Annotated in this window: 10 protein-coding genes and 1 pseudogene; 7 read left to right on the forward strand and 4 right to left on the reverse strand. The window is 41.8% G+C overall.

Annotated elements, in window-relative coordinates; translation table 11 throughout:
- Positions 1–156 precede the first annotated feature (156 nt).
- Positions 157–1,338 (forward strand): hypothetical protein, encoded by a 1,182-nt coding sequence (locus tag L634_RS0120630; protein WP_026584086.1) that lies wholly within the window; start codon positions 157–159, stop codon positions 1,336–1,338.
- 30 nt (positions 1,339–1,368) lie between these two features.
- Here L634_RS0120630 and L634_RS0120635 read toward each other — a convergent pair whose 3' ends face one another.
- The 3 genes from L634_RS0120635 to L634_RS0120645 all read right to left on the reverse strand — a co-directional run bounded on the left by L634_RS0120635 (position 1,369) and on the right by L634_RS0120645 (position 6,508).
- Positions 1,369–2,601 carry an aminopeptidase gene (locus L634_RS0120635; RefSeq protein ID WP_026584087.1) on the reverse strand — a complete coding sequence of 411 codons (1,233 nt, stop codon included), beginning with the start codon at positions 2,599–2,601 and terminating at the stop codon, positions 1,369–1,371.
- Between the two features lie 331 nt (positions 2,602–2,932).
- The gene (locus tag L634_RS0120640; RefSeq protein WP_026584088.1) at positions 2,933–4,249 is read right to left on the reverse strand and encodes a short-chain fatty acid transporter; all 1,317 of its coding nucleotides are present in this window, start codon (positions 4,247–4,249) and stop codon (positions 2,933–2,935) included.
- A 165-nt stretch (positions 4,250–4,414) separates the two neighbouring features.
- On the reverse strand, positions 4,415–6,508 hold the full coding sequence (locus L634_RS0120645) for a DNA topoisomerase III (protein ID WP_026584089.1): 2,094 nt from the start codon (positions 6,506–6,508) through the stop codon (positions 4,415–4,417).
- Positions 6,509–7,133: 625 nt separating this feature from the next.
- Here L634_RS0120645 and hutH point away from each other — a divergent pair.
- Positions 7,134–8,627, forward strand: coding sequence for a histidine ammonia-lyase (hutH, locus tag L634_RS0120650; RefSeq protein ID WP_026584090.1), 1,494 nt, complete (start codon positions 7,134–7,136; stop codon positions 8,625–8,627).
- A 35-nt stretch (positions 8,628–8,662) separates the two neighbouring features.
- On the opposite strand, the gene L634_RS0120655 is transcribed toward hutH, so the two are convergent.
- Positions 8,663–8,890: a hypothetical protein gene (locus tag L634_RS0120655; protein WP_332249058.1), complete on the reverse strand. Its 228-nt coding sequence runs from the start codon at positions 8,888–8,890 to the stop codon at positions 8,663–8,665.
- A gap of 117 nt (positions 8,891–9,007) precedes the next feature.
- Here L634_RS0120655 and L634_RS0120665 point away from each other — a divergent pair, with 117 nt between their 5' ends.
- The 5 genes and pseudogenes from L634_RS0120665 to L634_RS32890 all read left to right on the forward strand — a co-directional run.
- Positions 9,008–9,598, forward strand: coding sequence for a peroxiredoxin (locus L634_RS0120665; RefSeq protein WP_232233807.1), 591 nt, complete (start codon positions 9,008–9,010; stop codon positions 9,596–9,598).
- Between the two features lie 171 nt (positions 9,599–9,769).
- Complete coding sequence (locus L634_RS31450; protein ID WP_051428380.1) at positions 9,770–10,168, forward strand: J-domain-containing protein; 399 nt, start codon at positions 9,770–9,772, stop codon at positions 10,166–10,168.
- Positions 10,169–11,062: 894 nt separating this feature from the next.
- Positions 11,063–11,857 carry a flagellar motor stator protein MotA gene (gene motA / locus L634_RS0120680; protein ID WP_026584095.1) on the forward strand — a complete coding sequence of 265 codons (795 nt, stop codon included), beginning with the start codon at positions 11,063–11,065 and terminating at the stop codon, positions 11,855–11,857.
- Positions 11,850–12,644 (forward strand): flagellar motor protein MotB, encoded by a 795-nt coding sequence (motB, locus tag L634_RS0120685; RefSeq protein ID WP_026584096.1) that lies wholly within the window; start codon positions 11,850–11,852, stop codon positions 12,642–12,644. Before motA ends, motB begins: the two co-directional genes overlap by 8 nt.
- A 466-nt stretch (positions 12,645–13,110) precedes the next feature.
- A pseudogene (locus L634_RS32890) lies at positions 13,111–13,294 on the forward strand (DDE-type integrase/transposase/recombinase); the annotation flags it as partial.

Genomic DNA, 13,294 nt, shown 5'->3' on the forward strand with positions numbered 1-13,294 from the left:
GGATATGAAAGCATATGCTTGTTTTTATAAAAAAATGAGCATATTGGTAGATTTGTAGAAACTATCCCTATTTGTTACACTTATTAAGTTAAAGGTAAAGTTATTGTAACATTTGACTTTAAATGGAAATGTTTTTACAACATTAGGGAGATTAAAATGAAAAATTTTATATATATGATAACCATTACAATGCTGTCATCCGTACTGGCAGGCTGTTCTAGCGAAACTAATGCATCATTAAATACAGAGGAAATGACATTAAAAAAAGAAGATAAAAAAGCTGAAACAGAAAAACAGTTTTCCGCAGTGAAGACAGAAGGAAAAGAGAAAAAGGATTCTGCTTGGCTTAAGAATCGTGCTTTATACCAGTTTGAAGTGGCGGATGGGAAACTTAAATATACCGTTTTTCTTTATGCTGAGGACCAAAGAAATACAATCCTGGAGGAAGAAAGCCAGAAAGGGGAGAAGGGAGATTCATATTATACAGGGCATTACTCCGTGTATTTGGCAGAAAAGGCTGGAAAGATAGCCTATAAACAGGATGTCTTTAATGAAGATGAAGAAATGTCTTTTAATTCTTCAAAGGAACAAGCATATACATTAAAAATGAGGAACAAAACACTTCTTTCAGTTTTTCAGCCAGCAGGGGGAAATGCGGATAAAGTCCGTCTGCTGGCCATTAAAGATGGCGAATTAATCAAAGTTAAAATCGAAGAGGAACTTCTCACAACTTCTAAGGCAAAAATGAAGCCTATTAACCAGAAGTTTATTCAAACGGCCCTGAACAAACAAGAAACCTGGGTTTTTTCAACATGGCTTTATGATGAAGAAAATTATTCCCTTACACTTCAGGATCGGGAAGAGTTGGAAGAGGCAAGCTGGATTGACCAATGGATTGAAGATGAAGCCTTTTATTATCCATTTAAGAATTTGGAGCTTAGCAGCGATATTATAGAAAAGGCAAAACAAGGGATACCTTTTGGAAGCCCGTATCCGATTGGTACCAATATTTCTGAAATAAAAAAATCTGAGCCGGATTTTATAAAAGAGGGTTTTGAAGGGAACAGCCCTTATGTCATGTATCCGAATATCACGTATTTTTTTGACCCCGAAACTGGCAATGTTACGGGTATTATAATCCCTGGACAGCGAGTGCGGACGACAATCGGTGAGATTAAGACCTTGTTTGGAAGCCCTGCGGCAGTCAGGGATGATCTGATTTCAGGCGGTTCGATTTCACTTTATAATGCTGATAAGTACTCTATAGAAGTTTATTCTGATGAAAAGGGAAAGGTAAGCAAACTATACCTAACCAAAATAAAGAATCATGCGGAATAGCTCCGCATGATTCTTGTTGATTAATCGTCCTTAAAAAGCCCAATCGCCTTTGCGGAATACTGGCTCAGCTTTGCCGTCTTCGGTGATGCCGTCGATGTCCATTTCAGCAGAGCCGATCATAAAGTCTACATGTGTTAAGCTTTCGTTCAATCCATTTTCTGCAAGCTCTTCGCTGGACATTTTCTTGCCGCCTTCGATACAGAATGCATAAGCACTGCCGATTGCCAAATGGTTGGATGCATTTTCATCAAATAAAGTGTTATAGAAAAGCAGATTTGACTGGGAAATTGGCGAGTTGTATGGAACCAGTGCTACTTCCCCAAGATAGTGGGAGCCTTCATCCGTTTCAACAAGCTGCTTAAGAATTTCTTCGCCTTCTTCCGCTTTTACATTTACAATCCGCCCGTTTTCAAAAGTCAGGCTGAATTTGTCGATGATGTTTCCGCCGTAGCTTAATGGCTTTGTGCTTGAAACAATACCATTAACACCAGTTTTGTAAGGGACTGTGAAAACTTCCTCAGTCGGCATGTTAGCCATGAATTCTGTACCTTGTTCGTTAACGCTTCCTGCTCCGACCCATAAGTGTCCATTGGGAAGTTCAATTGTCAGGTCTGTTCCAGGCGCTTTATAGTGGAGCTTCCTATAACGCTTGCTGTTTAGATAATCCACTTTTTCATGAAGTGTTTCATCATGCTTTTTCCAGGCCTCTACAGGGTTATCCAAATCTGCCCGAGTTGCTTTGAAGATGGCGTCCCAAAGCATTTGAATTCTGGACTCAGCAGGAGCATCAGGGAATACCATATTTGCCCACGCCTGGGATGGAGCTGCAATTACTGTCCAGCTAACTTTATCGGACTGAATAAACTTGCGGTATTTCGCAAGTGCCTGTCCGGCAGCTTTTTGGAAGTTGGCAATGCGTTCTGATTTCACGCCTTTCAGCAGGTCAGGGCTTGCTGAAACAATTGACATAAATGCAGCACCCTTTTCAGCCAAGTCTTCTACTTCTTTTGCACGCCATTCCGGATATTCTGTAAAAGCCTCATCCGGGGCAAGATCATACTTTGTGCGTGTAACTGCATCATCGCTCCAATTCACTACAACATTGAATGCACCAGCTTCATATGCCTTTTTTACAATAACTCGAACAAGCTCTGCCGCATCAAGTGTTGTGTTAATGACAAGTGTCTGCCCCTTTTGCACATTCACGCCAACCTTAACAGCAAGCTCGGCGTATTTTTCTAAATTGCTTTGAAAGTTGCTCATATGTATTCTCCTTTGTCAGAATCTTCATTATCAATTGTAGCTTTTCTATCTGGAAAAAGAAACATATTGAACTTAAAATCATTCCGGAGACCTTGCTGGATCCACCTTCAGTCGGAGCTGTCAGCCGAATGGTGCAACTGTTCATGTTGGAAATAAGAATGCTATAAGCGGAACAGAGAAGGTTAAATGGGAGATCGGTGAAATTTGAGGAAAAAGATCCCGATTGAAACAAACTGAAAGAAGAAAACCTCGTGTTTAGTAAAATAAGCTACGGCTACTAACATAAAAAACGGCTTTGCAGCACATGCTCCAAAGCCAGTTTCCTGTAAAACTAATAAACAAAAAACATGAGGATGGTTGTAATAAATCCAACCCAAATGCCTAACAAAATGCAATAGCCCATAATATGGCGAATATGAAGACCCACTACACTTAAGATTGGCAATGCCCAGAAAGGCTGGATCAAGTTCGTCCAGGCATCTCCCCAGCCAACAGCCATAGCGGTAACAGCGGGATCAACTCCCAGATGCAGACCGGCAGGCACTTGAAGGGGCCCCTGCAAAGCCCATTGTCCCCCGCCTGACGGAGCGAGAATATTAACAAGACCTGCTGACCAATATGTGAAAATATCAAAAGTCTCTTTGGTAGCTACCGATGTCATTCCATTAATAATGGATTCCCCAAGCCCTGAGCTTCCAAGCACAGCGATAATGCCGGCATAAAAAGGAAACTGAAGAATAATAGGCGAGATGGCTGAAGCAGCCTCTTTAAAAGCCTTTGCATATTGGATTAAGGACTTATGAAGAATCAGTCCAAGGGAGAGAAAAGCAATATTAATAATATTTAGATCAAGGTCACGCCCATTCACAAATTCAAAAATAAGATAGACAATCCCGATTAATCCTGTTGCTATTCCGAGTAAAGGGGTGCTTTCCAGCTTTTCTGCAGGTGTGTCGTCCCGGTTTTCCCCTGGATCAGAAGTCTTTTGCATTATAGCGGGAGGAGTATAAGAAATAATTCCTTTTTTAGGGGCCAGCAATACAATGAATATTGGAATGGTTATTAAAAGAGCTACTAATATTGTAATGGTGTGCGGGTGGAATATCGTTTCTGAAGTAGGGATCACGCCAGCGGCTTTCTCAAGAAAATGTCCTTCAGTTGCTACAGTAAGCCCAATAGAGCTGGATAAACCAGCTGTGTATAAAACAGTAGGCGCATATGCGGCAGCTACTAAAAGAGGGAAGTGAGCATTCTGATTTCTTTTGCCGACTTCACGGGCAATAATGGCTCCGACTACAACAGCAAGCCCCCAGTTAATATAGTAAGCGGCAGAAGAAACAAGGAAAGTAAGTACGTAAGCCTGGTTTGCAGTCTGTGCTTTAGAAGCCAAAGTTTCCAGGATCCGCTGGACTGCCGGGACAGAAGCAAGTGCCATTCCTGTCATAAGCAGCAGCACCATTTGCATCGTAAAAGCAAGATACACCCAGAACCCGTCACCGAATGATTTGAACAGCTCCGCTGGTTCAGATGGTTTCATGAAAAATCCAACGATAAAGACAAAAAGTGTTATTAATACTGCAATGACAAAGGCATCCGGGAGATATTTCTCTACAAGCTTTGAAAAACGGTCTGCGATTCTGGTTAACATCGTCGCACTCTCCTTTCCGTGTTAGTACATGCTATGGAGAGGACGAGCTGTATATTCTAAGAAAAAATGAGGCGACTGGGCTTATCAGGGGTTCGTATTAAGATAGGAAACAAAACGGAATGCTATTATGAGTAAAAAACCCCCAGCATCAGCCGGGGGCACATATTAATCCTTATCTTCCATTGCTGCTTTCAGCAAATCACCCAGGCTTGTTCCAAAAGAGTCATCCTTTTGGGTATATTTCTGGACCAATTTTCGCTCTTCACGTTTGTTGATGGCTTTTTTCTTGTCCTGTGCTTTTTCAACAACGTTGCAAGGACGGCATTGGAAATAAGCGCCAGCCTTCCCCTGGTGGATTTCCATTTTCTTTCGGCACTGCGGGCAGCGGCGGTTAGAAAACTTTGGATCCTTTCGTTTGCGGTAATTGCACTCCAGGTTGGAGCAGACAAGTATCTTCCCGTCCTTAGTGTTCCTTTCTTTCAGGAAGGAATCACATTCTGGGCATTTGGAGCCAGTGAGGTTATGGACCCGGTATGATTTGTCGCTTTTTTTGATTTCGGAAACCAGTGTCCTGGTCTGTTTGCGGATGTTTTGCAGAAATTCTTTTGGATCCGATTTTCCGCGGGCGATCTTTTCCAAATCCTGTTCCCATTTGGCTGTCAGCTCAGGTGATTTCAAATCATCATTCACAAGATCCATAAGCTGCTTGCCCTTCTTAGTTGGGTACAAACGGCCATTTTGTCGTTCAACTGCTTCTGTCTCAAGAAGGCGTTCAATAATTTCTGCTCTTGTGGCTGGTGTTCCAAGGCTATATTTTTCCATTTGAGTCAATATGTCGGCTTCAGAATAACGCAGCGGCGGTTCAGTAAGCTTCGCAGCAGCCTCAGCAGATTGAACGGTGAAGGATTGGCCTTTTGAAAGATTTTTCAAGCTTTGCTTTCCTGTATCCTCATCCGTATTCTTTTCAACCTTGCGATACCCCAAATCAATAACAGCCATTTCCTTGGCGGTAAAGGTTTCCCCGTTTACCTCAATGATTGCATGGATGCTTTCATACTTGTAGGGGCTATGGAATAGCGCCAGGAATCTGCGCAGAATCAATTCATAAAGCTTGCGCTCATCTGTGGATAGATCTCCGAGATGGACACGTTCTTCCGTTGGGATAATGGCATGGTGGTCAGTAACTTTTTCATTGTTAAAGACACGCTTGGCCATTACTTTCCCCTTGTTGGCAAGGATCGGGCGGATTTCCTCTTTATAAGATGCCGCAATGCCATGAAGGCGATCCATCATGGTTGCTTCCATATCCTTTGTCAAATAGCGTGAATCTGTTCTTGGATAGGTGACAAGCTTGTGCTGCTCATAAAGCTTCTGCAGCACATTCGACGTTTTTTTCGCTGAAAAACCAAATCGTTTATTTGCATCCCGCTGCAGTTCAGTCAAGTCGTAAGGGAGCGGCTGCGGATCGATTTTTTCTTTCCGGTTAATGGACTTGATAACAGACTTTTGCCCATTTACTTTAGAGAGAATGTTATCGGCTGTTTCTTTTGAGAAAATACGCTTTTCCCCGTTCTTTTCCCAGTCAGCCTGAAGAGGCCCTACCTGGGCACGAATGATCCAGTACTCTTTTGGAACAAATTTCTGGATCAATTTTTCCCTTTCCATTATGAGTGCCAGAGTCGGCGTCTGCACTCTGCCGGCGGAAAGAGGGTCCTTATATTTGGTTGTCAGCGCTCTCGTTACATTCAAGCCGATGAGCCAATCAGCTTCTGCCCTGCAGACAGCTGATTCATATAGGTCATCAAATTGTTTGCCGGGTTTCAGATTTTTAAATCCATCACGGATGGCCCGGTCAGTAACAGAAGAAATCCATAAGCGCCTGATTGGTTTTCGCCAGCGGATTTTCTCCAGGATCCATCGCGCCACCAGCTCCCCTTCACGGCCAGCATCAGTGGCAATGATGACTTCTTTAATATCTTTTCGTTTTGCCAGATTTTCGATTGCTCTATACTGGTGGCTTGTCTGTTTCATTACCTTTAGACCCATTTGGTCAGGGATAATTGGCAGGTCCTCCAGCTTCCAAGTTTTGTATTTGCTGTCATAATGCTCGGGCATTTTTAATTCAATTAAATGTCCGAGAGCCCAGGTTACGACATATTTATCCCCTTCGATATAGCTCTTATGTGATTGCCTGCAGCCCAATACCCTTGCAATTTCGCGTGCAACGCTGGGCTTTTCTGCAAGAACAAGTGATTTCATAGTAACTCCTTTCGATTACGGCAAGACCGTAATCTTTTTCTATCCTTACCCAGTATAGCGGAAAAGCACAAAAATTTGTAATGGAGGGGGTTATATTATATGAACAGTCTGCAGATTAGAAAAAAAAGGAATCATAGGGGATTGCTAAAAATGTAATGAGGGTTCATTTTAGCATGCGATTGCCAGTATCTTTACAAATGCCAAGACAAAGTGAAAGTTGAAGCTCCCCGGAATCCGGTACATTAAAATAAGCTTTGAAAAGGCAAGGTGGGAAAACGAAGAATAATGTTTCGAATGAAAGTGAAGAGCCGGATTTTTTATGGGAAAATGCTTTAATGTATTACCATTCTAATAGTCTAACTTGTTAAAAACTGGCAAAAAAAAATTGACAATGACCAATAGGACACATAAAATTAATTATATTCAGAAAATATATAGATATTGGACTGATAAAGATGAACCATCAAAAAAATCACACGGCGAATAATCATTTAAAAAAGGCTGTATTTCAAACCTGTGTTTGAGATACAGCCTTTTCTTTATCTCGCTAATGTACCGAGGAGGATATGAAATGGAAAATCTAACAGGATCTATGGTGACTTTAACGCATGGGAGGGAAAGTAAAGTGGTTACTTTAAATGGGAATACTCTCACTTTGGCAGAAGTTAAAAGAGTGTTATTTGCAGGTGAAAAAGTAATGGCCTCAGAAGAGAGTATGGAGAGTGTAAAGAGCAGCCATTCAGCAGTCAAAAGAATCGTTAGTGAAGAAAAAGTCGTTTACGGCATTAACACAGGCTTTGGGAAATTTAGTGATGTACTGATTGACCAGAGGGATGTTCAGGATCTCCAGCTTAATCTGATCCGCTCGCATGCTTGCGGTGTCGGCGATCCATTTCCTGAGCCGGTATCCAGAGCGATGCTGCTTTTAAGGGCCAATGCCTTATTAAAAGGATTTTCAGGCGTACGTCCGGCTGTTATTGACACTCTGCTTGAGCTTGTTAATAAACATATCCACCCAGTCATTCCACAGCAGGGGTCACTTGGTGCGAGCGGTGATTTGGCGCCGCTTTCCCATCTTGCGCTTGTCTTAGTTGGTGAAGGAGAGGTATTTTACAAGGGAGAAAGGAAACCTGCTTTAGAGGTGTTTGATAAGGAAGGGATTGCACCTTTAACCTTGCAGGCAAAGGAAGGCTTAGCGCTCATTAACGGCACCCAGGCCATGACTGCTATGGGGGTGGTGGCTTATCTTGAAGCAGAGAAAGCCGCATATCAAAGTGAATTGATTGCAGCTGTAACAATGGAGGGACTAAACGGAATTATCGATGCCTTTGATGAACATGTCCATCAGGCAAGAGGCTACAAACAGCAAGTGGATACAGCGAGGAGAATGCGGGAGTATCTGTCAGGCAGCAGCCTGATTACCAGGCAGGGAGAAATAAGGGTCCAGGATGCCTATTCCATCCGCTGCATTCCTCAGGTTCATGGTGCTTCCTGGCAGGCTCTTGATTATGTAAAAGAGAAGCTTGAAATTGAAATGAATGCAGCAACTGACAATCCGCTTATCTTTGATAATGGAGAAAGTGTCATTTCAGGCGGGAATTTCCATGGCCAGCCTATTGCGCTTGCAATGGACTTCATGAAAATTGCAGCGGCCGAATTAGCCAATATTTCAGAGCGCAGAATAGAAAGGCTTGTCAATCCGCAGCTCAGCGATTTGCCGCCATTTTTAAGCCCTGAACCAGGCTTGCAATCAGGAGCTATGATTTTGCAGTATGTGGCGGCTTCCCTTGTTTCGGAAAATAAGACATTAGCACATCCGGCGAGTGTGGATTCGATTCCTTCTTCTGGTAATCAGGAAGACCATGTCAGCATGGGAACGATTGGCTCAAGACACGCCTATCAGATCATTCAGAATGTAAATAAAGTCCTGGCGATTGAACTTATTTGTGCGCTGCAGGCAGCGGAGCATCGCGGGCCTGAAAAGATGGCTGACAAAACAAAAAGATTTTTTGAAGAAGCCAGAAAAGTTGTACCTGCCATCACAAAAGACCGCATATTTTCCAAGGACATTGAAGCTTGTGCATCCTGGCTGAAAGATATTGATATTGAAGCAATATAATGAGATAGGGTCTGAAATGATTCAGACCCTAACCTTTATTCTTTGGCACGATCCTCTAGTTCTTTAGCTTCATCCTCTTCAAAGCGGTTTTTAAATGCTTCCTGTGTAACAATTAATTCTTCATCTTCCTGTGCTTCTGTTGTATGCCGTTCTACCATCGTATGTTCAGGAAAGTTGCCTGGATGATGCTTTCTTTTATGATTGAAATGTTCGCCCCGTGACATGGAAATTCTCCTTTCATCATTAAAATAAGGATCTTTCACTATTTTTCCCCTTAGATTAAGGACTATGTATATGTCAGCTTATTTTCATTCCTCACGTTCATATTTGTCTATATGTGCATAAGTATATAAGGCAGAGTTGGAAGGAGAAGGAGGGAAATGAGATTGAATGGGCCAGATGAAAATTTTTGTGCGGGCCGTGGAGATCGTGCACCAGTTTTTACTGCAGATGCCATTATTGGCAGCCAAATAACAAAAGTCAATTTGGAGAATTATAAGGGGAAATGGGTTTTGCTGTTTTTTTACCCAAGCGATTTTACCTTCGTCTGACCGACAGAATTGGCGGCGGTCGCTGCTATTAATCCATATTTAAAAGCACTTAATTGTGAAGTGATGGCCATTAGTACGGACAGTGTTTATTCGCATAAAGTATTTAAGGAAACATCTCCTTCTTTAAAAAATGTAAATTTTCCGATGGTCAGTGACAGAACCCATGCCATTAGCAAAGCGTACAGGGTTCTCGATGAAAAATCGGGTGCTGCTGTACGGGCCTCCGTTTTTATTGACCCAAATGGAATCATCTCTGGAAAATTAATTTATCCCGGAGAAGTCGGCCGGAACCTTCATGAACATGTCAGAATCATGCAGGGAATCCAATATGCACAGCAGACCGGGAAGGGAGTGCCTGCTAATTGGCAGCCGGGCCAGCAGGGGATCACACGGGATGCAAATTTAATAGGAAAAATTTAAAAGCTGGGAATGAAAGCTTCTTATTTTTTCATTAAACTTGGCACTTTTCGTAAAGGTATTTGCTTATAAATTAAAACAACAACCTATGAAAAAAGAGCCTTAAACTTTAATAAGAGCTGCTGAAAATATATAATAAAAAGTAACAAATTATGTAAAGGGGGAACTAAAGGAATGGATTTCTTTACCATTATGTCTGAAGATCGGATTAAAAAGGCATACGAGGATGGAGAATTCGAAAACTTGCCTGGTTACGGCAAACCTCTTCCTTTTGATGATTTAGCTTCAGTGCCGGAAAATCTGAGGATGGCATATCGTATTTTGAAAAATGCAGGATATACCGAAGAAGAAAGTCAAATAAAACAAGAAATGCTCACAATCGAAGACTTAATCAAAAAGTGTGAGAATAGTGAAGAAAAGAAAGAATTGCAGCAAAAACTGAATGAAAAAATGCTTCGATTTAATAGCATGATGTCGAAAAGAAGGCAAAATACCAATTCATCCATTTTTAAAAACTATGAAGAAAAAATAACAATAAATTATTTTAGTTTCTGGCCAAGTTCCCCATGTTGAATAGTTTAAATGTCCCCTGAATAAAGAAAATACCAATCTCGTATTCCAAAAAGTATAGCTTAGAAAAACTTCTCTCCAATAAAAGGAAAGAAGTTTTTTAATTTTTTTTATGCAGACATGCACAATTTCAGCCGCAATGGGCAATTGTCTATGCGGGAAGCCTCTCATGAACATATTCTATAGTATCAAGAAGAAAGGAGGTACTAAAATGTCAAAAGATTGGAGAAGACGATTGGAGATTAATGCGGATGAAGTCGTAATTCGTGCAGATAGAGTGATTGTCAGAGATGATGATGATAGACGCAGAAAAAATCACTTTGATGACGATGTGGCAGGAATAGAAGATAGACGCNGAAAACGCCGCCGTGATGATGATGTAGCAGGAATAGAAGACCGCCGCAGAAAAAATCGCTTTGATGACGATGTAGCAGGAATAGAAGATAGACGCAGAAAANNNCGCNNTGATGACGATGTNGCAGGAATAGAAGATAGNCGCAGAAAANANCGCTTTGATGACGATGTGGCAGGAATAGAAGATAGACGCAGAAAACACCGCTTTGATGACGATGTAGCGGGAGTGGAAGACCGCCGCAGAAAACACCGCCGTGATGATGATGTAGCTGGTGCTGGAGACTTATGGTGTAACAGGGATTTAGCCGGATCCGGAAATGGCTGCAGACGCAGACGAGGCGGAGCAGAGGATGACCGCAGAAGACACAGAGATTTTTGCGGCTGCCGCTGGATATAATTTTTGGGTAAATTTGGACAGGGGTTAGTTCCTGTCCTTATTTTTTTGGTGCCGTGCAAGAAAAAATTCCTAAAGAACTGTCAAAAGTATCCGAAATTAATAATAGAAAGAACGCATAGTAGACTACATAGATAGGTGTGGCATGGATGGATAAAACAACGATAGTGGGAATAATCCTAGGAATTATTGCAGTCGGAGTAGGAATGGTATATAAAGGGGTAAGCCCTGCTGTGCTCCTCAACCCGGCAGCGATCCTGATTATTATATTGGGAACGGCAGCTGCTGTTTCCATCGCTTTTCCGACTAGTGAAATAAAAAGAGTGCCAAAGTTATTCAGGGTCTTATTTAAGGAAGAGAAACATATGGACCCTGCGGAAATGATTAAAATGTTTTCCGATTGGGCACAGATGGCAAGAAAAGAAGGACTGCTTGCACTTGAAGTCAAAACCAATGAGATTGAGGATGCCTTTTTAAAAAACGGGTTGTCCCTGGCTGTTGATGGCCAGACGGCTGATTACATACGAGATGTTTTAAGTGAAGAAATTGAGGCCATGGAAGAAAGGCATCAATCCGGAGCCTTGATTTTTTCACAGGCTGGCACCTATGCCCCATCGCTGGGTGTACTGGGCGCAGTTATTGGACTGATTGCAGCATTGGGAAATATGAATGATACAGCCAGCCTGGGGCATGCCATCAGTGCGGCTTTCGTAGCGACTTTGCTCGGGATTTTTACGGGATATGTACTATGGCATCCATTTGCCAATAAGCTTAAAAGAAAATCAAAGCAGGAAGCAAAACTGAAAAGCATGATGATTGAAGGGATCCTTTCTATTTTAGAAGGGGAAGCGCCAAGAGTGATTGAGCAAAAACTGGCTTCTTATCTTCCAGCGGGTGAACGGAGAAGATTTCTTGAGGAAAGCAGTGTGACAAAGGATGAGTAGACGGAAAAAGAAGCAGCACCATGAGGAACATGTAGACGAATCATGGCTTCTGCCATATGCTGACCTTTTGACCCTGCTGCTTGCTCTGTTCATTGTTCTCTTTGCAATGAGTTCGATTGACGCACAAAAGTTTCAAAAGCTTTCGAAAGCATTTAATGATGTTTTTACCGGAGGAACAGGAGTGCTGGAATTTCCAAGCCCCATGCCTGAAGGCCAAATGCAATCAACTGATGCTGTTTTAGATAAACCAAGTAAAGACGATGGATTTGCTTCGCTGGATAAGCAGGAAAAAGAGAAGCAAAAGCAGGATGCTGATCAGGAAGAGCTGGCTGCTCTTCAGCAGAAAGTAAATGCATTTATCGAGAATAGGAACTTGGCAGAGAAGCTGGAAACATCTTTGACTACGGAAGGATTGCTTGTATCAATCAGGGATAATGTGCTGTTTAGCTCAGGCAGTGCCGAGGTGCGTACTGAGGATTTAAAAATAGCAAATGAAATTGGAGAGCTTCTTGTCATGGATCCGCCCCGAAATATCATTATCAGCGGACATACCGATAATGTGCCAATCAGGAACTCTAGCTTTGAATCCAATTGGGAACTGAGTGTGATGCGGGCAGTAAATTTCATGAAAATAATCCTGTATAATAAAAAGCTTGATCCAAAATGGTTCAGCGCAAAGGGATTTGGCGAATTCCAGCCGGTTGCCGAAAATGGAACAAAGGAAGGCAGAGCCAAAAACAGGCGGGTAGAAATTTTAATATTGCCAAGAACGGGAAATCAGTCCTAGGAAGGATTGGTTTCTTTTTTATTGGGAGAATGAGGTGAAGCTGTCTAATAAATTTGGAAAGCTGCCTATAATATTCACGGAGTTGCGAATAAACTAAATTTTTGCTTTGACAGAGCGACAAAACAGCAGCGGGAACGATAAAACAAAAAAGCGCTGATATTCAGCAGCTTTGTCAAAATAAGCTTTTATTCATTTGCTTCATGTTCTGATACATCCGGTTTGCACATCCGATCAACCATAACACCAAAAAGAAAAACACAGGCAATTGGAATCGAGAAGTTTAGAATATGAACAATCGTCATTCATTCCCCCCCCTTTTTTGAATCGTATTGTCAAAACTTCTATAAGAAATAGGTTATAAAATATCTCCATAGAGGGCTTTATAGGCAAAAAAATTGCCACCCCCTAAATTCTTTGGATAATTGAGGTTACCACACACCCAACAACCAAGAATGGAAGTGACAATTTGTACCCTCAAATTATAACCTATTTATTAACTTTTATAAACTATCAAGAACAACTCATTCGAACATTGCTTACTTTATTGATTGGTAAAAGCATGTTCGTTAAACCTACTGAACAGCCCGTAAATAAACCTTATCGAAAACTTCAAGTGGATGACCTTCCGGTCATTGAAGTTCTAGAACAGC

It is taken from the genome of Bacillus sp. J33 (genome assembly GCF_000518885.1).
GTDB lineage: Bacteria > Bacillota > Bacilli > Bacillales > Cytobacillaceae > Cytobacillus.

Bases quoted from the DNA above. Each gene is read 5' to 3' on its own strand.
- L634_RS31450 (WP_051428380.1), top strand. From the start codon at position 9,770: ATGGATTTCTTTACCATTATGTCTGAAGATCGGATTAAAAAGGCATAC.
- motB (WP_026584096.1), top strand. From the start codon at position 11,850: ATGAGTAGACGGAAAAAGAAGCAGCACCATGAGGAACATGTAGACGAA.
- L634_RS0120635 (WP_026584087.1), bottom strand. From the start codon at position 2,601: ATGAGCAACTTTCAAAGCAATTTAGAAAAATACGCCGAGCTTGCTGTT.
- L634_RS0120630 (WP_026584086.1), top strand. From the start codon at position 157: ATGAAAAATTTTATATATATGATAACCATTACAATGCTGTCATCCGTA.
- motA (WP_026584095.1), top strand. From the start codon at position 11,063: ATGGATAAAACAACGATAGTGGGAATAATCCTAGGAATTATTGCAGTC.
- L634_RS0120645 (WP_026584089.1), bottom strand. From the start codon at position 6,508: ATGAAATCACTTGTTCTTGCAGAAAAGCCCAGCGTTGCACGCGAAATT.
- L634_RS0120640 (WP_026584088.1), bottom strand. From the start codon at position 4,249: ATGTTAACCAGAATCGCAGACCGTTTTTCAAAGCTTGTAGAGAAATAT.